The sequence below is a fragment of the Fusobacterium perfoetens genome, assembly GCF_021531595.1.
Classification (GTDB): Bacteria; Fusobacteriota; Fusobacteriia; order Fusobacteriales; family Fusobacteriaceae; genus Fusobacterium_B.
The window spans coordinates 33,379-54,548 of record NZ_JADYUD010000006.1; the positions used below are offsets into that span (position 1 = coordinate 33,379).

At 29.4% G+C, this 21,170-nt stretch carries 17 protein-coding genes and 1 riboswitch; of the genes, 3 read left to right on the top strand and 14 right to left on the bottom strand.

Going from position 1 to position 21,170, the window contains the following annotated elements:
* Positions 1–7: 7 nt before the first annotated feature.
* The 7 genes from I6E17_RS04670 to I6E17_RS04700 all read right to left on the bottom strand — a co-directional run bounded on the left by I6E17_RS04670 (position 8) and on the right by I6E17_RS04700 (position 7,364).
* Complete coding sequence (locus tag I6E17_RS04670; protein ID WP_176829439.1) at positions 8–892, bottom strand: branched-chain amino acid ABC transporter permease; 885 nt, start codon at positions 890–892, stop codon at positions 8–10.
* An 84-nt stretch (positions 893–976) separates the two neighbouring features.
* Positions 977–2,122 carry an ABC transporter substrate-binding protein gene (locus I6E17_RS04675; RefSeq protein ID WP_176829438.1) on the bottom strand — a complete coding sequence of 382 codons (1,146 nt, stop codon included), beginning with the start codon at positions 2,120–2,122 and terminating at the stop codon, positions 977–979.
* Between the two features lie 808 nt (positions 2,123–2,930).
* Positions 2,931–4,154: a uracil-xanthine permease family protein gene (locus tag I6E17_RS04680; protein ID WP_176829437.1), complete on the bottom strand. Its 1,224-nt coding sequence runs from the start codon at positions 4,152–4,154 to the stop codon at positions 2,931–2,933.
* A 197-nt stretch (positions 4,155–4,351) separates the two neighbouring features.
* A complete protein-coding gene (locus I6E17_RS04685; RefSeq protein ID WP_235235865.1) occupies positions 4,352–4,990 on the bottom strand; it encodes a thiamine diphosphokinase in 639 nt (212 codons plus the stop codon).
* 14 nt (positions 4,991–5,004) lie between these two features.
* Positions 5,005–5,835 carry an endonuclease/exonuclease/phosphatase family protein gene (locus tag I6E17_RS04690; protein WP_235235867.1) on the bottom strand — a complete coding sequence of 277 codons (831 nt, stop codon included), beginning with the start codon at positions 5,833–5,835 and terminating at the stop codon, positions 5,005–5,007.
* Positions 5,836–5,894: 59 nt separating this feature from the next.
* Positions 5,895–6,470, bottom strand: a complete 576-nt coding sequence (gmhA, locus tag I6E17_RS04695) for a D-sedoheptulose 7-phosphate isomerase (RefSeq protein WP_235235868.1) — start codon at positions 6,468–6,470, stop codon at positions 5,895–5,897.
* Between the two features lie 21 nt (positions 6,471–6,491).
* Entirely contained in the window at positions 6,492–7,364 is an 873-nt protein-coding gene (locus I6E17_RS04700) for a LysR family transcriptional regulator (protein ID WP_235235870.1), read from the bottom strand.
* 189 nt (positions 7,365–7,553) lie between these two features.
* Here I6E17_RS04700 and pepF point away from each other — a divergent pair, with 189 nt between their 5' ends.
* Positions 7,554–9,368 (top strand): oligoendopeptidase F, encoded by a 1,815-nt coding sequence (gene pepF / locus I6E17_RS04705; RefSeq protein ID WP_235236009.1) that lies wholly within the window; start codon positions 7,554–7,556, stop codon positions 9,366–9,368.
* 63 nt (positions 9,369–9,431) lie between these two features.
* On the opposite strand, the gene I6E17_RS04710 is transcribed toward pepF, so the two are convergent.
* Complete coding sequence (locus tag I6E17_RS04710) at positions 9,432–10,976, bottom strand: AbgT family transporter (RefSeq protein WP_235235872.1); 1,545 nt, start codon at positions 10,974–10,976, stop codon at positions 9,432–9,434.
* Positions 10,977–11,248: 272 nt separating this feature from the next.
* On the bottom strand, positions 11,249–12,100 hold the full coding sequence (locus tag I6E17_RS04715) for a S1 RNA-binding domain-containing protein (protein ID WP_235235874.1): 852 nt from the start codon (positions 12,098–12,100) through the stop codon (positions 11,249–11,251).
* Positions 12,101–12,308: 208 nt separating this feature from the next.
* Between I6E17_RS04715 and I6E17_RS04720 the strand changes: the two genes are divergently transcribed.
* On the top strand, positions 12,309–12,794 hold the full coding sequence (locus I6E17_RS04720; RefSeq protein WP_235235876.1) for a D-Ala-D-Ala carboxypeptidase family metallohydrolase: 486 nt from the start codon (positions 12,309–12,311) through the stop codon (positions 12,792–12,794).
* Between the two features lie 59 nt (positions 12,795–12,853).
* Here the strand turns inward: I6E17_RS04720 and I6E17_RS04725 are convergent, their stop codons facing one another.
* From I6E17_RS04725 to metF, 3 genes are all read right to left on the bottom strand, one after another.
* Positions 12,854–13,639, bottom strand: a complete 786-nt coding sequence (locus I6E17_RS04725) for a recombinase family protein (RefSeq protein ID WP_235235878.1) — start codon at positions 13,637–13,639, stop codon at positions 12,854–12,856.
* A gap of 235 nt (positions 13,640–13,874) precedes the next feature.
* Positions 13,875–17,213, bottom strand: a complete 3,339-nt coding sequence (gene metH, locus I6E17_RS04730; protein ID WP_235235879.1) for a methionine synthase — start codon at positions 17,211–17,213, stop codon at positions 13,875–13,877.
* 2 nt (positions 17,214–17,215) lie between these two features.
* On the bottom strand, positions 17,216–18,097 hold the full coding sequence (gene metF, locus I6E17_RS04735) for a methylenetetrahydrofolate reductase [NAD(P)H] (protein ID WP_235235882.1): 882 nt from the start codon (positions 18,095–18,097) through the stop codon (positions 17,216–17,218).
* An 87-nt stretch (positions 18,098–18,184) separates the two neighbouring features.
* A riboswitch (SAM riboswitch) is annotated at positions 18,185–18,287 on the bottom strand.
* Positions 18,288–18,432: 145 nt separating this feature from the next.
* Between metF and I6E17_RS04740 the strand changes: the two genes are divergently transcribed.
* Positions 18,433–19,776 carry an MATE family efflux transporter gene (locus tag I6E17_RS04740; RefSeq protein WP_235235884.1) on the top strand — a complete coding sequence of 448 codons (1,344 nt, stop codon included), beginning with the start codon at positions 18,433–18,435 and terminating at the stop codon, positions 19,774–19,776.
* Positions 19,777–20,090: 314 nt separating this feature from the next.
* Here the strand turns inward: I6E17_RS04740 and I6E17_RS04745 are convergent, their stop codons facing one another.
* Positions 20,091–20,669 (bottom strand): LA_2272 family surface repeat-containing protein, encoded by a 579-nt coding sequence (locus I6E17_RS04745; RefSeq protein WP_235235886.1) that lies wholly within the window; start codon positions 20,667–20,669, stop codon positions 20,091–20,093.
* A 75-nt stretch (positions 20,670–20,744) separates the two neighbouring features.
* Positions 20,745–21,083: a hypothetical protein gene (locus tag I6E17_RS04750; RefSeq protein ID WP_235235888.1), complete on the bottom strand. Its 339-nt coding sequence runs from the start codon at positions 21,081–21,083 to the stop codon at positions 20,745–20,747.
* Positions 21,084–21,170 lie beyond the last annotated feature (87 nt).

Sequence of the window (21,170 nt, forward strand, 5' to 3'; positions counted from 1 at the left end):
AATCCTCCTATACCTTTTCTCTTATATTTTTACCTAAAATACCTGTAGGTTTAACTAAAAGTACAACAATAAGTATTGCAAAAACAAAAGCATCAGCAAGCTGAGAAGAAAGATATGCTCTTGTAAGACTTTCTACAATTCCAAGAATAAATCCTCCAAGAACAGCACCTGGAAGAATTCCAATTCCTCCAAGAACAGCAGCAATGAAAGCTTTTATTCCTGGCATAGAACCCATAAGAGGTTGAACTTGAGGATAAGCAGCAACATAAAGAACGGCAGCAACAGCAGCAAGTCCACTTCCTATAGCAAATGTAAGTTGAATAGTATGATCTACATTAATTCCAACAAGTCTTGCAGCACCATAGTCTTCACTAGTAGCTAACATAGCTTTTCCATATTTAGTCTTTTTCATAAAATATTGAAGACCTACAGAAAGAACGATTGTAACAATGATAGTAACAATAGTTCCAAAGTTAAGGTGAAGAGCTCCAAAAGTAAGAGGAGGTTGTGTAAACACCTTAGGGAATGGTCTTGTATTTGGCGTAAATAATTTCATAAAAAGATTTTCAAGTAATAAGCTTACTCCTATGGCTGTGATAAGGTTAGAAATTCTTGGAGAATTTCTAAGAGGTCTGTAAGCAACTCTTTCAGTAAACATTCCTAAAAGGACACAAACAATGACAGCAGGTATCATTGTAAGCCATACGGGTAATCCCATTTTTGTAAAAGCTGGAATACAGAAAAGTGAAATGTATGCTCCAACCATTATGATATCCCCATGTGCAAAGTTGATTAACTGTGCAATTCCATAAACCATGGTATACCCAAGTGAAATAAGAGCATAGATGCTTCCTATTTGTAAACCGTTGATAATTTGAAGTAAAAATTCCATATCTCTCTCCTTAAGTTTATTTAAACAGTTGGAAAAACTGAAATATTTTCAGTTTTTCCATACTGTGTTATTAATTATTTTATATTATTTAGCTGGCTCAACAACAGAATCAAATGTGTATTCACCATTTACTATTTTTAAAACAGTTACAGCTTTTACAGGATTATTCTTTTCATCAAATGTAAGATGTCCTGTAACACCACTGTAGTCAAGAGATTTTAAAGCATCTACAACAGCTTGTTTTTCTGTAGTTCCAGCTTTTTCAATAGCAGCTTTTACCATGTAAGCAGCATCATAAGAAAGAGCAGAGAATGCAGAAGGTTCTTCATTATAAGCTTCTTTATATGCTTTTAAGAAATTCTGAACTTTTTCTGATTGATCCTGTAATGAGTAGTGATTAGTGAAGTATGAATTTTCAATAGCTCCATATGCACTAGGATCAAGAGTTTTAGCAACTCCGTCCCATCCATCAGGTCCTACAAAAGTAGCTTTAATTCCAACTTCTCTTGCTTGAGTTGTGATAAGTGCAACTTGTTCATAGTAATCAGGAACTACAAGAACATCAGGATTAGTTGGAAGAATTTTTGTAAGCTGAGCTCTGAAATCTTTATCTCCATCAGAGTATCCTTCTTTAGCCACAACTTTTAAACCAAGTTTTTCAGCCTGTTCAATAAATGCTTTTGCAACTCCATCAGAATAATCATTTGAGTTATTTACAACAACAGCAACTGTTTCAGCATTAAGATTATTTTTAGCAAAGTTTGCAAGAACAACTCCTTGATAAGGATCTGTAAAACATACACGGAAAACATTTGGTCCAGCTTCGGTGATATTGAATTGAGTTCCTGTAGGAGTAATCATAGGCATATTATCCTGAGCAGCAACTTCAGCAACAGCAAGAGATGGTTTTGAAGTGATATCTCCAATAAGAGCAACAACTCCTTCATCTACAAGTTTGTTATAAGCAGTAACAGCTTCAGTTGAATCTCCTTTTTCATCAAGAACAATATATTCAACTTGTTTTCCAAGGATACCTCCATTTTTATTGATTTCCTCCATAGCAAGTTTTGATCCATTTGTAGAAGTAACTCCATAAATAGCAAGAGGCCCAGTTAGAGGTCCGATACCTCCGATTTTAACAACATCAGCTTCAGTTGAAGTTTCTTTTGCACCTCCACATGCAGTAAGAAGTAAAGCAGCTCCTAATAAAACAACATTAAATTTTTTCATTTTTATTCCCCCTTCCCTAAAAAAATTTATAAAAAAAGGACAACCTTGTTAGGCTGTCCTAAAACTACTAAAGTTATTATTTAAAAATATTTTTTATAAAATAAACTTTTAAATGATATTTATGTATCATCTAAAAAATTAACTTATGCTATTATAAAAAATTATATTTAAACAAAGGCAATAGAATATGACTTAAACTTTCCCTAACAAAACTATCTGCATATTTAGTTGTGTTCCTTATTATCAGCAGTATGACACATATGACAAATATTATGCTAAGTAGTAAAAACATATTCTAACCTCCTTTTTTATAAATATATTCAATAAGAATATTTTTTTCTTATTGAGGTAAGTATAGAACAAAATCAAAAAAAAAGCAAGAAAATTTTTCAAAAAGTTTTAGTCTTATAATTTTTGTTGAAATTATTATATATTTTTATTTGATTTATGATAACAAAAAAAGTTTTAAAAATTACAAAGATAGTAGTAAAAAAACAGACCTAATGCTTTTAAATATTTTAATAATCATAAATAAAGACAATGATATTTATAAAAAATTTGAATAAAAAAAGAAAGGAACTGTTGTATTTTCTAATTTATACAAATAAAATTTTAGAATATTGAAAATATTTTTGTAATTTATGCAGTGAGTTGAACACTGAAAAATGACACTGTCTGAACGAAGTGAGTTTGTCATTTTTAGTGAAACGAACAATATAAATAAAAAATATTTTCACAAGAGAAAATTTTATTTGTATAAATTTGCAACAGTCCCTTCATTAAAAAATAAATTTATAAAATTTTGTTTTTACATATTTTCAGGGAAAATTTTATTTAAGATAATTCCTACAAAAGCTGCTATTGCAAGCCCAGAAAGAGAAACAGTTCTCCATACAACAATATTATCAATTCCTATTCCAAATACAAGAATAAGAGATGAGATGATAAGATTTCTTGAATGAGAGAAGTCAAGCTGTGCTTCAATAAGAGTTCTCATACCTACAGATGCTATCATTCCAAAAAGAATAACAGAAATTCCTCCCATAACAGGTGATGGAATTGTTTGAAGAATAACTCCGAATTTTCCAATAAAAGCAAGGCAGATTGCATAACATGCAGCTATTCTTAAAATAGCAGGATCATAAACTTTTGTAACAGCAAGAACTCCTGTATTTTCACCATATGTAGTATTTGCAGGACCTCCTAAAAATCCAGCAACTATAGTTGCAATTCCATCTCCTAAAAGAGTTCTGCTTATTCCAGGATTAGCAAAGAAATCTTTTCCTACAACAGCTCCATTTGTAGTAATATCTCCTATGTGTTCAATGAAAACAACAAGAGCGATAGGTGCAATGGCAAGAACACTTGTCAGAGTAAATTCAGGCATAGTGAAAAGAGAGTGAGCAGCTTCAGAAGAAAGCCCAATCCATCCAGCTTCTTTTATAGGAGTGAAATCAACCATTCCCATAAAAATAGAAACAATATATCCCAAAGTAACAGATATCAGAATAGGAACTAATCTGAAAAATGATTTTCCAAGAATAGAAATAACAATCATAGATATTACAACAATTCCTGAAACTATTAAACTTTTTCCGTCAAAATGTCCGTTTGAATATCCAGCCATTGAAAGAGCAGTTGGGCTAAGTCTTAATCCTATAACAACTATTGTAGGTCCTACTACAACAGGAGGGAAGTATGATTTTATTTTTTCAACACCATAAATTTTTACAAGTCTACTCATAACAACATAAACAAGACCTGCAGCAATAACTCCACCTTTAACAGCTCCAATTCCACCATCTTTTAAAACAAGACCAATAGCTCCTATGAAAGCAAAAGATGAACCTAAGAAAACAGGTACTATTCCTTTAGTACATAAGTGGAATAGAAGAGTACCGATTCCAGCAGTAAGAAGAGCAATAGAAGGATTAAGTCCTGTAAGAAAAGGAACTAAAACTGTTGCTCCAAACATAGCAAGTACATGCTGTAAACCAAGTACAAGCTTACCTTTTGTTGTGATTTCTGTCATAATTATATAACCTCCGTTAAAATTTTATAAGCATCTTTATTTTTTTCAAAAAAAAAGGATAGTGAATACACAATCCTTTTATATAATGTTTAATAATAAATTTTAAATTTAGTCATTTTATTAGTCCTTTTTTATTTCTAAAAATTATTTTAACATAAAAAATAAAAAAAATCAATACTAACAAAAAATCTAACAGGTTATTTATTTTGTATAACTCCTAATAATTTTCCTCTTGAAAACTCAATGGTAGCTTTTTCCTCTTTGATAATATTACTTGTACAAATTGAATCCCCTCTTCTTAGAGTATGTTTATCTAAAGGATATTCAAAGCCAGTAAGAGTTATTTCTGATACAGTATCTGTCATAGGAATAAATGATATTGTTTTTCCTTTTTGTTTTTTTATTTCAGTTTTTTTATTTACTCTGAAAATAGTTTCTTTTTCATCAACAAAGAAAACATTATCAAATTTAAAAAGCAAGTTAAGATTTGTAAGAAGATGATCTGTTCTTCCTCCAAGTCCTCCTAAAACTACAATTTTATCAAAACCTCTTTTTGAGATTTCAGATAAAATAAGTTCTCCGTCAGTAAAATCTTTTCTGCTGTCAAATTCAATAATTTTGCTGCCACTTTTTTCAGCTATTTCTACAAGAGATTTACTTACAGAATCAAAATCACCCCATACTTCAAGAGGAAAAATTCCCATTTCAAGAGCATGTTTTAAACCTCCATCAGCACAGAATATATTATTTTCATTAATTAAAAGTTCTTTATAAAAAGAACTGCCGTTGTCCATAACACCGTTAAGAAAAATAAAAGCAGTATTAATGTTATTCATAATAAAAAATCTCCCTAATCGTCGTCCTTTGATGTATTAACTTCTATGAAAACAGGAATATGATCGGAAATAAGTTTTCTTGTTTTTTTATAATTTCCGTTAGCAGTGTCTATACCTCCACTTCTTCCTGTATATTCTTTTGTATAGATTTCAGATATAAAAATATTATCATATTGATTAGCATATCCTTTTGTTCCTATGGTAGTTTTCATATTTGGAGATATGCAATTTGTAATTTTATCTCTGTGAGAAAGAAGATTTTTAAATCCTTCACTTCTTACAGAAAGATTAAAGTCTCCTCCTATGATAATATCATTTTCTTTTTTATCAGAGCTTTGAAAATAATCATATACCTTATCTAAATTCATAGCTTCTGCAGTTCTTACAGACTTATTTTTTCCATAAATAGAATGAATAATAACGAAGGTAAAATCAAATTCACCAATTTTAAAATCTACACCATAAGGCTCTCTTATAAATTTATCTCCATTATCTTTATAAAATCCTTTTGATTTAAGAAATTTTACTTTATTTTCTTTCCAAATATAAGCATAGTATTCTTTATATTTTTTAGTACCTACAGGATAAGGAGAAATATGATAATTCCATTTTTCATGGGTATTTTTTTCAAGTTCATCAACAAGAGTTTCAACACCTTCTCTGTTTGAAACTTCTTCAAGTCCTATAAGGTCAAGAAGTACAAGGATATTGCTTAATTCTTTGTAATCTTTTTCAGATTCTCCAAGACGGAGAGCATTAAAAGATCCTATATATGCTTTTTCCTTTGGAGAACTATATATAGTCAATGAGACAAATATAAAAAATATTGTTAAAATTTTTTTCATTTTCTATTGCCCCTTATAAAAAATAAAATTTTCTGACATTGAAAAAATTTTATTATTTCTTAGTAGTTTTCAGGGAACATGATTCTTTCCACACCTTCAATTATAATATGTAGAATCATCATATGTATTTCCTGTATTCTGTCAGAAGTTTCTCCAGGTATAATGAATTCATAATCACACATACCTTTAAGTTTTCCTCCATCTTTTCCTAAAAGAACTACTGTTTTAAGTCCAAGACTTTTGGCTTTTTCAACAGCTTTAATAACATTTTCAGAATTTCCACTTGTAGAGATTCCTATAAACATATCTCCTTCTTTTCCGTAAGCTTCAACACCTTTTGAAAATATATAATCAAATCCATAATCATTTCCAACACATGTTATGTGAGAAGAATCTGAAAGAGCTATAGCAGGAAGAGCTCTTCTTTCTTTTCTAAATCTTCCTGTAAATTCTTCTGCAAAATGAAGGGCATCACAGTTACTTCCTCCATTTCCACAGATAAGAACTTTATTTCCATTTTTAAAAATATCAGCTAATTCCTCAGCTATTTTTTCTGTTGTTTTTTCTTTTTCTTCTTTCTCTATAAAGTCTTTTAAAAGTTGATATTCTGTTTTATAAGAATCTATTAATGCCATATTTCCTCCTTAAATGTAAAGTTAACTGTTGATTTTGTATTCTGACATAAAGTTTAAAAATTTAATTATAGGTGTCAGGCTGCTTTTATCTTTTGTAACTACAACCTGATACCCATCTTTTATTTCATTAAGCTGTTCTACAACTTTAAATTCTCCGCTTTTTATTTCTTTATATACAGCATAGTATGGCAGAATGACATTAGCGATTTCATTTCTTACCATTCCTTTAATAACTTCAAGACTTCCAAGAACAGTTATTCTGTTGTCAAAAGAAATTTTATATTTTTCTTCAAGAAGATTGATAGCTTTTGCATTGTTAGGCACATTGCTTCTTGTAATAAGTGGATAATCAGCAACATTTTCCAATGTGATATTTTTTCTTCCTGTGATAAGGACATAAGGAACTTTTTCAACAGTTAAAACATCAAGATTAGAATCTACAATATGTTCTTCATCAAGAAGAGCAATATCAATTTCTCCTTCTTTCAGAGATTTTAAAAGCCATGCTTTATTTCCCATCTGAATTTCATATTCAATTTCACCATGTTTAAAACTGAATTCTTCCATAAGTTTTGGAAGAAGAGGATCTCCTATAATAGAAGTAGCTCCAATAACAATTTTTGCTTTTCCTAGTTTTATAATTCTATTTATTTCTTTTTCAGCTCTCTGAACTTTATTAAAGATATCCTCTGCCATTCTGTAAAGAGCTTCACCTGTATAAGTAAGCCTTATTTTTTTTGAGCTTCTGTCAAAAAGTTTTGCATTCAGAAGTTCTTCAAATTTTTTTACTTGAATTGAAACTGCTGATTGATTAATATAAAGTTTATTTGCAGCTTTTGTAAAGCTTTTTTCTCTTGCAACTTCATAAAATATTTTTAGATAATGTAAATCCAAAATATATCCCCTCCCTTTATAGCTGCTTTAATAAAATAATAGTACCTCTGTTACTATATTATCATATTATCTATATATTTCATATATGTTTTTAAAAAATTTTTACTATTTTTTGAAAGTTGGACATTAAAAGAGAAAAGTGGTATTATAACTTAGAACTTAAAATAAAAGGAGTGAAGTATGGAAAAGATAAAATCAAGAAACGAAATTGATAAAAAATATAAATGGAATACAGAAGATATTTATAAAGACTGGGAAGAATGGCAAAAAGATGTTGAAGAGATGAAAAGTCTTATGAAAGAAATTCCACAATATGAAAATAAGATAGAAAACAGCAGAGAAGATTTTGTAAAACTTATAAAACTTGAAGAAAAACTTTCAAGAATATTGGAAAAAGTATATCTTTATCCATATATGCTTAAAGATCTTGATTCAACAGATCAGCTTGTTTCAGAAAAACTTCAGGAAATAGAATATATTTATGCACAATTCAGTGTTGCAACTTCATGGATAAGCCCAAAAATTTTAGAAATTCCAAAAGAAAAAGTTGAAAAATGGATAGATGAAAATGATGAAATAAGAGATCATAAATTTAATTTAATGGAACTTTACAGATTAAGAACCCATGTTCTTGATAAAGATAAGGAAAAATTACTTTCACATTTTTCTCAATATATGGGAGCTGTAAATGATATTTACGACGAACTTTCTACATCTGATATTGTGTGGAATGAAGTAGAATTATCAACAGGAGAAAAGGTTCAGGTAACAAATGGATTATATTCAAAAATTCTTGATGGAAATAAAAATCAAGATGACAGAAGAAAGGCATTTGAGGCATTATATAATTCGTATAATGTAAATAAAAACAGTTATGCAGCTATATATAAAGGAATACTTCAAAGAGATGCAGCAGGAGCAAAAGCTAAAAATTATAAATCAACAGCAGAAAAAGCTCTTGAGCCAGATAATATTCCAGTAAAAGTTTATGAAAATCTTATAAGTTCAGCAAAAGAAAACAGCGAACCTTTAAAAAAATATGTTGAATTCAGAAAAAAATATTTAAATCTTGATTCGTATCATTATTATGATAACCAAATTAAACTAGCTGATTATACAAAAGAATTTTCTTATGAAGAAGCCAAAGACATTGTTTTAAAATCTGTAAAACCTCTTGGAGAAGATTACAGCAGGAATCTTGAAAAAGCTCTTGGAGAAGGATGGCTTGATGTTTATGAAACACCTAATAAAAGAAGTGGAGCTTACTCTCTTAATATATATGATGTTCACCCATATATGCTTTTAAATTACAATGGAACTATGGACTCTGTATTTACATTAGCACATGAATTAGGACATACTTTACACAGTATGTATTCAACAGAGCATCAGCCTTATGCAACAAATGACTATACAATATTTGTTGCAGAAGTAGCTTCAACTTTCAATGAGAGACTTCTTCTTGACTATATGCTTAAAACAGCAGAAAGCCGTGAAGAAAAAATTGCCCTTATAGAAGAAGCAATAGGAAATATTATGGGAACATATTATATTCAGGCTCTGTTTGCAGATTATGAATATGAGGCACATAAACTTGCAGAAGAAGGAAGTCCAATAACACCAGATGTTTTAAGTGGAATAATGACAAAATTATTTGCAGAATATTTTGGAGATACTCTTGTAATGGATGAACTTCAAAAAATTATATGGGCAAGAATACCTCATTTCTTTAACTCACCTTATTATGTTTATCAGTATGCAACAAGCTTTGCAGCATCATCAAGACTTTATGAAAAAGTAACAGGAAAAAATTACAGTATTGAAGAGAGAGAAGAAGCTCGTGTGAAATATTTAGAACTATTAAAATCAGGAGGAAATAACTATCCTATAGAACAACTTAAAACAGCAGGTGTAAATCTTCTTGAAAAAGAAAATTTTGAAGCAGTAGCTCATGAAATGGAAAGACTTACTGAATTACTTGAAAAAGAATTAAAAGAATTATAGTAAAAATAAAACCCACAGATTTTTAAAACTGTGGGTTTTTTATATCTTTAATTATATTTTTTATTAAAGAACAGGCATTGTTGCATAAATTTCAGGTCCAATTGGAAGTCCTAAGAAATACCAAATTACAAGAACGATTGACCATACAACTAGGAAACACATTGAGAATGGAAGCATTGTAGAGATAAGAGTTCCCATTCCATTTTCTTTTCCAAATTTTTGAGAGTATGCAACGATAAATGCAAAGTATGACATTAAAGGAGAAATGATGTTTGTACTTGAATCTCCTATTCTGTACATAGCCTGAGTAAATTCTGGTGTAAATCCTATTTTCATAAACATAGGAACGAATACAGGTGCCATAATAGCCCATTTAGCAGAAGCAGATCCCATGAAAAGATTTATAAATGCAGTTACAAGAATAAATCCTACAATAAGAGGGAATCCAGTAAATCCTGTAGCTTCAAGGAAAGCAGCTCCTTTAACTGCAACTATTGTTCCAAGATTTGTATAAGAGAAATATACGATGAACTGTGCAGCAGCAAATGAAAGAGCAAGATATCCTCCAAGAGTTCCTAAAGAGTTACCCATAAGGTTTGCAACATCTTTATCATTTTTAATAGATTTAGTAACAGCTCCGTAAACAATACCAGGAATCATAAAGAAGAACATGATAGCAACAAGAAGTCCGTTACCCATGAATTTATTTAAAGAACCGTTAACTCTGAATACAGCATTAGCAGGAACAGTTGAGTAAGCCATTACAGCAACGAATATAAGAAGAGAAATCCCAGCCCATCTAAGACCTTTTTTCTCAACATCGCTAAGTTCACTTATATGTTCAACATCATGTGTTCCTTTATATTCCCCAAGTCTAGGTTCAACTATTTTTTCAGTGATAAATGTACCAAGGAAAGTAATAATAATAGTAGAGAACATCATGAAATACCAGTTTGCTGTTGCAGGAACGAAATAGTCAGGTGCAAATATTCTTGCAGACTCAGTAGTGATTCCTCCAAGAAGAGGATCAATAGTTCCTATTAAAAGGTTTGCAGAGAATCCTCCAGATACTCCAGCAAATGCAGCAGCAAGTCCTGCTATTGGGTGTCTTCCTACAGAAAGGAATATAATAGCTCCAAGAGGGATAAGTACAACATATCCAGCATCAGAAGCAATATTTGACATTATACCAGCGAAAACAATAACAGCAGTAAGAAGTTTTTTAGGTGTAGACATTACCATTTTCTTAAGAACTGTTTGTATAAGTCCTGTACCTTCAGCAACTCCAACTCCAATCATTGCAACAAGAACTGTTCCAAGAGGAGCAAAACTTGTAAAGTTTGGTGTCATAGTATCAAAGATATATCTAAGACCTTCAGCGTTCATAAGTGATCTTGCAGCAAGAGTGATTTCTTCTACAACTTTAGTTTTTTGGTTAAAACCAGTATAAGTTACAGTTACTCCTGCTCTTACACAAAGTTCTGAAACTACAATGATGATAAGTGATAAAATAACAAACAATGTTACAGGGTGAGGAAGTTTATTTCCTCCTACTTCAACAAAGTCAAGAAACTTGTTGAAAAAACTCTTTTTTGTTTTTTGTTCCATCAAAACCTCCATATATAAATTTAGTTTTATATAAATTAAAAAAATCAGTCCTTAACATTATATTATAAATTTAAAAGATTTCCAAATAAAAATAAAAAATGTGTAAAATTATCAGATGTTTTGAAAGATATTGAAAAACAAATGTTAAATAAAAAATAAAGAAAAAACCTGCCTATATTAAATATAGAATAACTATATAAAAATAAGCAGGTTATATTTAAAAATAAAAATAAATATATAAATTTTATATAAGACTAATTAAATAGTACAAATTATTTTTTTATAGCAAATCCTTTGTCTGTTTTTTCAATAAGATTTTCTTTAAGAAGATTTCCAATAGCTCTTTTAAATGCTTTTTTACTTATTCCAAAATAGTCATAAATTTCTTCAGGTGAAGTTTTATCATTGAAATAGAAAGCACCTTTTAAAATTTTCATTTTTTCAAAGATAAGCTTTGAGTCTTCATCCATTTGCTGATAAGCAAGCATTCTTGGAGCAAGATCAAGTTTTCCATCTTCACGGACTCTTATAACTCTTACTGTTACTTCCTCACCTATTTTAAAATGTTTGAAATATTCATTTTTAGGAATCATTCCAAAATATCTGTCATCAACAGCAATAAAAACTCCAATATTTTCATCTATATTGTAAACAGTTCCTGTAACAATATCATTTTTTTTGTAGTCTCTGCAAGGAAGAAGGAAACTATATATTTTCATTGTTGCAGATATACGCCCTTTTTTATCTTCATAAAGTCCTACAAGATATTTTCTTCCAGGTTCAATAGGACATATTTCTTGTCCTTTAGGAAGAAGAAGTTCTTTTTTTAGTCCCCAGTCAAGAAAAGCTCCAAGTCTTGGATTAACATCAGTTGCAGTAAGTTTTGCAAGCATTCCAACAGTGGCAGCAGTTTTTCTTAAAGTTGCAATTGGTCTATCTTCAGAATCCATATATATAAGAACATCAAGTTCGCTTCCTATTTCAGGTTTTTCTTCCATATCTTCAAATTCATTTTTAGGAAGAAGAATATTATCATCTTCATTTCCTGTTTCAGCATCTAAGTACAATCCGATGGCAGTATAATTATTTACTTTCATCTTTTGTCTTTTTCCCATTTTTATCATTTTGAAATTCACTCCTTATATTCTGAAAAATAATATTTATTTTAAAATTATTTTGATTTATATTTAATATGTTTCAGTAATAATATATTATACATGGTAAGCAGAGAAATTACAAATGATATTTCTTTCCTTGAAAAAGAAATATTTAGATAGGAAGAAGAATATGATATAATAAATAAGAAAAAATAAGGGCAGAGGGGTAAGAAAAATGAAAAAAGTACTGCTTGCAGTTTTATTAATTTTTTTATTTACAGGGTGTACAGTTGTAAAAAAAAGAAATAATTATAAAATTTCAAAACATTTTACTTTTTATGAAGCAACAAACAGCAGAACAGCTAAAAAATATGGGGTAAAGAATTATCCAGGAAGAGGAGATTTTAAAACTATAAAATATACAGCAGGGCGTATGGAAAAAATAAGAAATATTGTAGGACAGCCTCTTACAATAAACAGCTGGTATAGAAGTCCCAATCTTAACAGGATAATTGGAGGGAGCACAACATCAGCTCACAGAGACGGTCTTGCAGTTGATTTTACAATAAAAGGAAATGCAAGAATAGCTTTTGACAGGATAAGGAGATCAGGATATAGTTTTGATCAGATGATTTATTATAAAAAAAGAAATTATGTGCATATTTCATTTAGAAAAAATAAAAGAACAGAAAGAAAACAGACTTTTATAAAAAGACATTAAAAAGGCTGTTGCAAATTTTATTTTATAAATTAGAAAATGCAACAGTCTTTTTAATACTCTTATTTTATATCCTTATGAACACGGACAGAAGAATTTGCTTTATAAAATTCTTCTTTGGTAATTAAAGGAGTAATAGGTATATGATATTTCTTTTCTTGAGAAAGTTCTCCTATATATGCTTTATTTGAAAGTATGTATTTTACTTTTGTATGATGCATTGGCACACAGAAAACATTTTCTATGTATCTTGATATTTTTCTATAAGAAAAATTTTTATTTCTTAAAACAAAAATACATTTAATAATAGGAGCTGTTTTTTCATCAATTTGTATAAAATCGTTTCCAACTATTTTATAGCCAAGAGGAATTTTACCTCCAGTAAAGAGTCTTTTTTCAATTTTATTTTTTTTACCACTTGAAGTTCTCATATTAATCATATTTTTTTCAAATGCAGCAAAAGCACTGATAATATCTTTCATCAATTTTCCAGAAGGATCGTTGTTGAATTTTTGATCTGCAGCTAAAAGTTCACAGTTGCATTTTTTTAATTCAAATTCAAGATACCCTAGAAGAATAGTATCTCTTGCAAATCTATCAAGCTTTTGAACTATAACATATTTTACTTCTTCTTTATTTTTTCTGATATATGCAAAGCACTGGGCAAGCCCTTCTCTTTTTTCAATATCTTCTGCACCTGAAATTCCCTCATCTGAAAAGATATCTAAGAGTTTGATATCTTGTTTTTCACAAAATTGAATAATTGCTTTTTTTTGAACTTCAAGCCCGCCTCCTTCTTTTACCTGCTTATCACTGGATACACGGACATAACCTATAGCTTTTTTCATAAATGACCTCTTTAAATTAAATTTAATTTTGAAGGTAACAAAAAAATTATACCAAACTAATAATATCACTTAATTTATAATAATACAATAAAAATATAGTAAGAAAATTTTTTTAAGATTTATAAAGTATTTTAATTAAAAAGTTTTGAAAAGAAAAAAATTAAAATATAAAAGTCTGAAAGAAGCATGGAAAGGAAAAAGGTGGCATTAAAAGCCACCTTTTTTGAAATAAATTTTAATCTAAATTAAAATAAAAACTTTTAGGATTTGAAACATATAATCCACAGACACTGCTTAAAGGTGTCATTGCAAAAGAGGAAGTAAGTGTTGCTCCAGTTCTTTCTCCTTCAATTAAATCAAAAATAGTTTTTTTTATTGAATGGTCAGGAAGAGAAGGATATCCAGGTACAGGTCTTATATTTATTTTCCATAAATTTTTATCAATGTATTTTTGAAGACATTCTGCTCCTGCTTCAGCTATTCTTGTAAGAACAAGAGTCTCTAAAAGACTTAAATAATCATTATCTTTAAAAAAATTACTGAAAACAGAAATAGTAAATGCTCCTATATAATCTTCTTTATTGAAAAAATCACTTAAAGAAAGAGAAGTGCTCTGAGGTTTATAGATTCCTCTTTTTAAAGGAATAGAAAAATTCTTTTGATTTTCTGTGATTGTAATACTGTCTTCATTTTTTTTACATGGAAAAATACCAAAGGAGCATTTAACAGTAAGTTTTTCTTTTTTCATTGTATCTAAGATCATTTTAATATCTTTTTCTACTTCTTTTTCTTCTTTTGTATCTTTTACTTTAAGATTATGAAAAATAAGTCCGTATTTAATAAAAGGTTCTGTATCTTTAATAGAAAATTCAATGAAATCTTTTCCTGTTTTTAAAGGAGAAGAAACAGGACTTAAAAATTTATCATTTGAACCTTCAGCTGAAGGTTTATTTTCTATACTTTTATTTTTATTATTATCATAATATATTTTTGCAATCTTATTAAGTTCATCAGCTTTTTCTTTAAGAAAATTATCTTTTTTATCAGAACATAACATTTCAGCTGCAGTAAGTGTATCAAGAGCATCAGCTGCATATAAAGTTTTATTTCTATAAATAGGTGCAAGTTTTATAGAGGTATGAAGCATTGAAGCAGCTGCCCCTGCAATAATAACAGGAATATTTAGACTATTTTCATTAAAAAGATTAAGAACTTTTTCCATTTCTTTAAGAGAAGGACTAATAAGCCCACTTAAAGTTACAACATCAGCTTTTTCTTTTACTGCAGTTTCAAATATTTTTTCTTTTGAAACCATAACTCCTAAATCTATAATTTCAAAGCCACTGCATTTTAAAACTGTTCCTGTTATATTTTTTCCTATATCATGCACATCTCCTTCTACAGTTGCCATAATAATTTTTCCTTTAGACTGGATTTTTTCATTTCCTGCAAGAAGAGGGGTTATAATATCAACTGCTTTATTCATAACACTTGCTGAACGAATAAGCTGTGGAAGATAAAGTTCTCCTTTTTCAAACATACTTCCTACTTTTTCCATTCCAGGCATAAGGATATTCTGAATTACTTCAATAGGGGAAAAAGTATTTAATGCTTCTGAGATGTCATTTTCAAATGAAGTGCTTCCTCCATATATAAGAGCCTTATGTATTCTGTTATAAAAATTATCTTCAAGATTTTCTTTTTTTACAGTATCAGTTTTTTTAACTGAAAGTGAAAGTATTTCATCAAGACTGTTTTCTTCTCCTCTTAAAAGTTTTTCAATAACAGATATTTCATGTTCTGAAAGTTCAGGAGCAGACTCACCTGAATTCATTATAGCAAAATTCATTCCTTCTTTTTTAGCTGTTTTAAGAAATACAGAATGAATTGAAGCACGAAGAGCATTATTTCCTCTGAAAGAGAAAGAAAGATTACTAAGTCCTCCTACAACGCCTCCACATTTTAGATTCTCTTTAATCCAGCATACAGCTTTTATATAGTTTATTCCATTAAATCTATCAGATTCACTTCCAGTTCCTACAGCAAGAATATTAGGATCAAAAATAATATCCCAGTCATTAAATCCAAGTTCTTTTAATATTTTGTATGAACGACTGCATATTTCTATTTTTCTTTCATAAGAAACTCCTTGTCCCTTTTCATCAAAAGCCATAGCAATAACAGCAGCACCATATTTTTTAATAATAAGAGCCTTTTTTCTAAAAATTTCTTCCCCTTCTTTAAGACTTATGGAATTTACTATAGATTTCCCTGCTGTATTTTTAAGTGCAGTTTCAATAGTTTTAAAATCAGAAGAATCAATCATAACAGGGACTTTTGAAGCAAGAGGATCATTTTGAATAACTCTTAAATATTTTTCTATTTCTTCGTGTGAAATAAGAAGTCCGTCGTCCATGTTTATATCAATAACAGCTGCTCCTTTTTCAATTTGAGTACGGGCAATTTCAAGAGCTTTAGTATAATTTTTTTCTTCTATCAGCTTTTTAAAAATTTTTGAACCAGCAACATTATTCCTTTCCCCTACAGGTGTAAATCTGTCTTTAAAAGAGTAAATTTCATTTCCTGAAAGAAGATGAGTTTTCTTTAATGAAAGACTAGGTTTTCTAGGTTCTTTTCCAGAAACAAGTTTTGATATAGCCTTAATGTGTCCAAAATGTGTCCCACAGCAGCCTCCAAGAATATTAACAGCTTTTTCTTCAACAAGTTCTTTTAAAAATTCAGCTGTTATTTCAGGAGTTTCTTTGTACTCTCCATTTTCATCAGGAAGTCCTGCATTTGGATAAAGAGATATATATTTATCTGTAAAAGAACTTAACTTTTTAATAAGAGGAACAAGATCTTTTGCTCCAAAGGAACAGTTAAGTCCAAAAGAGATAATATATTCTCTGTCAAGGGCTGTTATAAGAGATTCAATACTCTGTCCTGAAAGAAGCTTTCCTTGTTTATTTACAGTAGCTGAAATCATAACAGGAAAAAATTTATTTTTTTCTTCAAAAATTTCTTCTGTAGCTATAAGGGCAGCTTTTGCATTAAGTCCATCAAATATAGTTTCTATAAGAATAATGTCTGCTCCTCCATCAATAAGCCCTCTTATTTGATCAGAGTAAGAATTCTTTAGTTCATCAAAAGATATTTCTCTTTCATAGGGAATATCTCCAGTAGGAATAGAAGCACTTTTACTTGTAGGACCTACAGATCCTGCAATCCATATTTTTTTCCCTGAAATTTCTGAGAAATTTTTTACAGCTTCACAGGCAATAGAAGCTGATATTTTTGAAAATTCATAAGATTTTTCAGCTAAATTATATTCAGAAAGAGAGATACTGTTACAATTAAATGAATTTGTTTCAATAATATCTGCTCCAGCTTTCATATAATTAAGGTGTATTTCTTTAATAATATCTGGTCTTGTAATGTTTAGAATTTCACTGCACCCTTTTTTTCCAAGAAAATCTGTATCACTTAGATTATACTTTTGTATAGCAGTTCCTGTTGCACCATCAAGGACAAGTATTCTTTTTTCAAGTTCTTTTTTTAAAATTGTGAAATTCATAATTATACAGCCTCCTCAAACTCAGCTCTGATATTTTCTATACTGTCCATAATTTTTTTGGCTGTTTCAACTTTATTCATAGTATAAATATGAATTCCATCAATATCAGAGGCTATAAGATCTATAATTTGTTCTGTTGCATAGGCTATTCCAGCTTCCTTAAGAGCTTTTGGATTGCTTTCATATCTATCAAGAATTTTTCTTAATTTTTCTGGGATAGAGCATCCACACATAGATGTTATTTTTCTTATTTGTTTTGCATTTGTAACAGGCATAATTCCAGCAATAAGAGGAATATTTATATTTAATTTTTTTAATTTGTCTCTGAATTGATAAAACTGTTCGTTGTCAAAAAATATTTGTGATATTAAGAAATCAGTTCCAGAATCAACTTTTGTTTTAAGATTAAAAAGATCAAGCAAATCATTTGTATCTTGATGTCCTTCAGGATAATATGCTCCTCCTACAGAGAAAGAAGTTTTTTCTTTTAGAAATTTTACAAGGTCACTTGCATGTGCAAAATCTCCATTTTTAAAATCAGTGCAGTCTTTAGGATAATCTCCTCTTAATGCTAGAATATTTTCTATATTATTTTTTTTAAGTTCTTCAAGAATATTATTAATTTCAGAAGTTTCAGCACCTATACATGTAAGATGTGCAAGTGCTTCTATATGATTTTTATTTTTAATTTTTGAAGCAATTTCAACAGTTCTTCCCCTTGAAGTTCCTCCAGCTCCATAAGTTACACTTATAAAATCAGGTTTAAGTTTTGCAAGTTCATCTATAACTTTATAGACTTCATCAAGAGAATATATTTCATTTGGTGGAAATACCTCAAATGAAACAGTTGGTTTTTTCTTTGTAAAAAGATTAGCAATTTTCATAAATACCCCCATAAAAACATTTGTGTATATTAATATTTAAAATAAAAAAACTTCTTTTATCTATTCTTGATAGATGAAAGAAGTCTAATGTTTTTTTAGAGATATTACCATCTATCAGGAATTAGCACCACACTTTTTTAAAAGCAGGTTGCTGAGGTATCAAAGGGCCTGTCCCTACACCTCTCTACATGGATTAAATTTATATTGTGAGAATTTTAGCACAAATAATTTTACCTGTCAACAGATAATTAAAACTTTTACATATTTTATATAGACTGAAAAAGGAAAAAATGATAAAATTTTTTTTACAAGACAGACATTAAGGAGCAGATACAATGTTGAAATATGTAAAAGAAATATTAAAATTAGCACTTCCTGCTGTTGGTGAAATGGTGCTTTATATGCTTATATGGATTTTTGATACAATGATGGTAGGACATTATGGGGGGCAGGCAGGAGTATCTTCTGTAGCTCTTAGCTCTGAACTTTTATATACTTTTATAAATATTCTTATGGGAATGGGACTTTCAATAGCAATGACTTCAATAGTTGCAAGGGCTATGGGAAATAAAAATGTAGTTCTTGCTAAAAGCTATGCAAATCAAGGAATAAAGATAGGAATATTTATTTCTTCAGTTGTTACAGTTACTTTTTTTATTTTTGCTGAAAATATTTTAAGTGCAGCAAATGCAGAAGGTGAAATTTTAAAAACAGCTGTTTCATATATGAGGATTTGTTGCAGTGGAATGTTTTTTTATATGTGTGCCAATATGCTCAATGGAATTTTTAGAGGATGTAAAGATACTAAGACTCCTCTTTATGGGGCTGCTGTAATGAATGTTGTAAATTTAACCTTTGATTATCTGTTGATTTTTGGAAAATTTGGTTTTCCTGAAATGGGGATAAGAGGAGCAGCAGCTGCAACTGCAGGAGCTCAGATTTTATATTTTGTTTTTATTTTTACTCAAAGAAATAAACTTCCTTTTAAAATATCTTTGTCAGAAAAAATAAATTTTAAAGAAATGAAAGAGCTTATAAAACTTGCAGTTCCTTCTGCAATGCAGGAAGGAGCATCTAGTATTTCAAGGCTTCTTGGAATTATGATGGTTATGAGTTTAGGAAGTTTGGCTTTTTCAGCAAATCAGATAACAGTAACTATAGAAAGCATTTCATTTATGCCAGGATGGGGATTTTCTCTAGCTTGTACTGCACTTGTGGGACATAGTATAGGGGAAAAGAATTTTAGACAGGCCAAAAACTATGCAAATACTTCAGCTATTATTTCTGCATTTGTAATGGGATTTTTTAGTATAATATTTCTTATATTTTCAGAAGAACTTGTATCTTTGTTTATAAAAAAAGAAGAAGCAGAAGTTATAAGACTTGGAAGCCAATGCCTTATGATTGGAGCAGCACAGCAGATTCCTATGGCTGTTGATATGGTTCTTGCAGGAGCTTTAAAGGGAAGTGGAGACACGAAAACTCCTTTTAAAGTGGCTTTTATATGTAACTGGTTTATAAGACTGCCTCTTATGTATTACTTTATCTATGTGAAAAAAATGCCAATCACATATTTTTGGATTATCACTGTTGTTCAATGGTTTATAGAAGCAGGTATTCTTATTTATAAATATAGAAAAAAATTTAAAGCAATGATACAAAAAAATGAACTAAAATGAAATTAATCTGCTTATAAAAAATAGTTTTATTAATTTATTGTTAAAGGTAAAATGGGACTGTTAGAAAATTATAAAAATAAAATTTTATTCTGTGAAAATATTTTTTATTTATATTGTTCGTTTCACTAAAAATGACAAACTCACTTCGTTCAGACAGTGTCATTTTTTATCGTTCAACTCACTTCATAAATTACAAAAATATTTTCAATATCCTAAAATTTTACTTTTTATAAATTAGGAATTCAACAGTCCCATTTTTTACACTTTATTTTCTGTATTAATTAAAGAGTAAACTATTTTTTTGTAGATATTTTTTAGAATGATTTTCTAAAGTTTACTATTGGAAGAACAGGAAGCACTCCATTTGCAGCATAGTTTACAAATCCTACCTGAACACCTTCAAGATTTTTTGTAGCATTTACAAAACCAAATTGAAGACCTTTTGTAGTTTCTGCATAGTTTACAAAACCAAGCTGAACAGTAGCCTCTCCTCTTGTTACATTGACTCCTCCAAGATTAAATACAGCATTACCATCTGTTGTGTTAACTACACCTATTGTTCCTCCATTTAAATTTCCATGAACATCATTCCAAAGTGCAAGAGAAACTCCATTCATATTTCCATTTACTCTGAAAGCCTCAAATCCAAATAAAGCAACATGGAAACCACTGAAATTTCCATTTACTTGTCTGTATCCAACTAAAGAAACATCAAGACCTGAAACATTTTGGTTTTCTGCTCCTAAAAGGTTAAAACTGAAGTTTGCTACAGAATCATATTTAGTTGCTCCAAACTGAACTCCAGGAAGAACAGAAAACTGAGCAGGTTTTACAGCTCCAAAAGATACTGTTGAAGCAAGTATAGCTCCAGCTGTTAATAATTTTAAATTCATATATTACCTCCCCAATGTTTTGATAAAAAATTATTAATAATATTATATTCTAATAATAATAAAAATCAAGAAAAATTATTCAAATTCTCTTACAGCTTTTTCTGTAACTACTTTTATATTTTTATAATCTTCTTCAGGAATACTTTTTGAGCATGATGAACATGAGTGTTTTTCATTTGAATCACAGCAGTTTTTCCCACAAGATGAACTGCATTCATTTTCTTTTGAATTAAAGCTATTTTGTGTTCTTGCAAGATAATCTGTATAATTTTCAAGATATCCCTCTTTTGTAAGAATTTCATAAGATTTTTGAAGTTCTTCAAAAGTTACTCCTGTATTTTTTAAAATAGCAGTGTCACTGTATGCTTTTCCACTGACTAAAAATTTTATTATTTTAATATCTATATCTCTCATTTTATTTGTCCTTTCTTAAAAATAAAGTATTATATTGAAGATATTATACCATAAATATATTTTTTTATGATATAATAAAGCCTAAAG

What these genes read in the sequence shown, in the direction of transcription:
- metF (WP_235235882.1), bottom strand. Translation starts at nt 18,097, where the DNA reads ATGAAAATTGCTAATCTTTTTACAAAGAAAAAACCAACTGTTTCATTT.
- metH (WP_235235879.1), bottom strand. Translation starts at nt 17,213, where the DNA reads ATGAATTTCACAATTTTAAAAAAAGAACTTGAAAAAAGAATACTTGTC.
- I6E17_RS04710 (WP_235235872.1), bottom strand. Translation starts at nt 10,976, where the DNA reads ATGGAACAAAAAACAAAAAAGAGTTTTTTCAACAAGTTTCTTGACTTT.
- I6E17_RS04745 (WP_235235886.1), bottom strand. Translation starts at nt 20,669, where the DNA reads ATGAATTTAAAATTATTAACAGCTGGAGCTATACTTGCTTCAACAGTA.
- I6E17_RS04715 (WP_235235874.1), bottom strand. Translation starts at nt 12,100, where the DNA reads ATGATAAAAATGGGAAAAAGACAAAAGATGAAAGTAAATAATTATACT.
- gmhA (WP_235235868.1), bottom strand. Translation starts at nt 6,470, where the DNA reads ATGGCATTAATAGATTCTTATAAAACAGAATATCAACTTTTAAAAGAC.
- I6E17_RS04740 (WP_235235884.1), top strand. Translation starts at nt 18,433, where the DNA reads ATGTTGAAATATGTAAAAGAAATATTAAAATTAGCACTTCCTGCTGTT.
- I6E17_RS04720 (WP_235235876.1), top strand. Translation starts at nt 12,309, where the DNA reads ATGAAAAAAGTACTGCTTGCAGTTTTATTAATTTTTTTATTTACAGGG.
- I6E17_RS04685 (WP_235235865.1), bottom strand. Translation starts at nt 4,990, where the DNA reads ATGAATAACATTAATACTGCTTTTATTTTTCTTAACGGTGTTATGGAC.
- I6E17_RS04680 (WP_176829437.1), bottom strand. Translation starts at nt 4,154, where the DNA reads ATGACAGAAATCACAACAAAAGGTAAGCTTGTACTTGGTTTACAGCAT.
- I6E17_RS04690 (WP_235235867.1), bottom strand. Translation starts at nt 5,835, where the DNA reads ATGAAAAAAATTTTAACAATATTTTTTATATTTGTCTCATTGACTATA.
- I6E17_RS04725 (WP_235235878.1), bottom strand. Translation starts at nt 13,639, where the DNA reads ATGAAAAAAGCTATAGGTTATGTCCGTGTATCCAGTGATAAGCAGGTA.
- I6E17_RS04675 (WP_176829438.1), bottom strand. Translation starts at nt 2,122, where the DNA reads ATGAAAAAATTTAATGTTGTTTTATTAGGAGCTGCTTTACTTCTTACT.
- I6E17_RS04750 (WP_235235888.1), bottom strand. Translation starts at nt 21,083, where the DNA reads ATGAGAGATATAGATATTAAAATAATAAAATTTTTAGTCAGTGGAAAA.
- I6E17_RS04670 (WP_176829439.1), bottom strand. Translation starts at nt 892, where the DNA reads ATGGAATTTTTACTTCAAATTATCAACGGTTTACAAATAGGAAGCATC.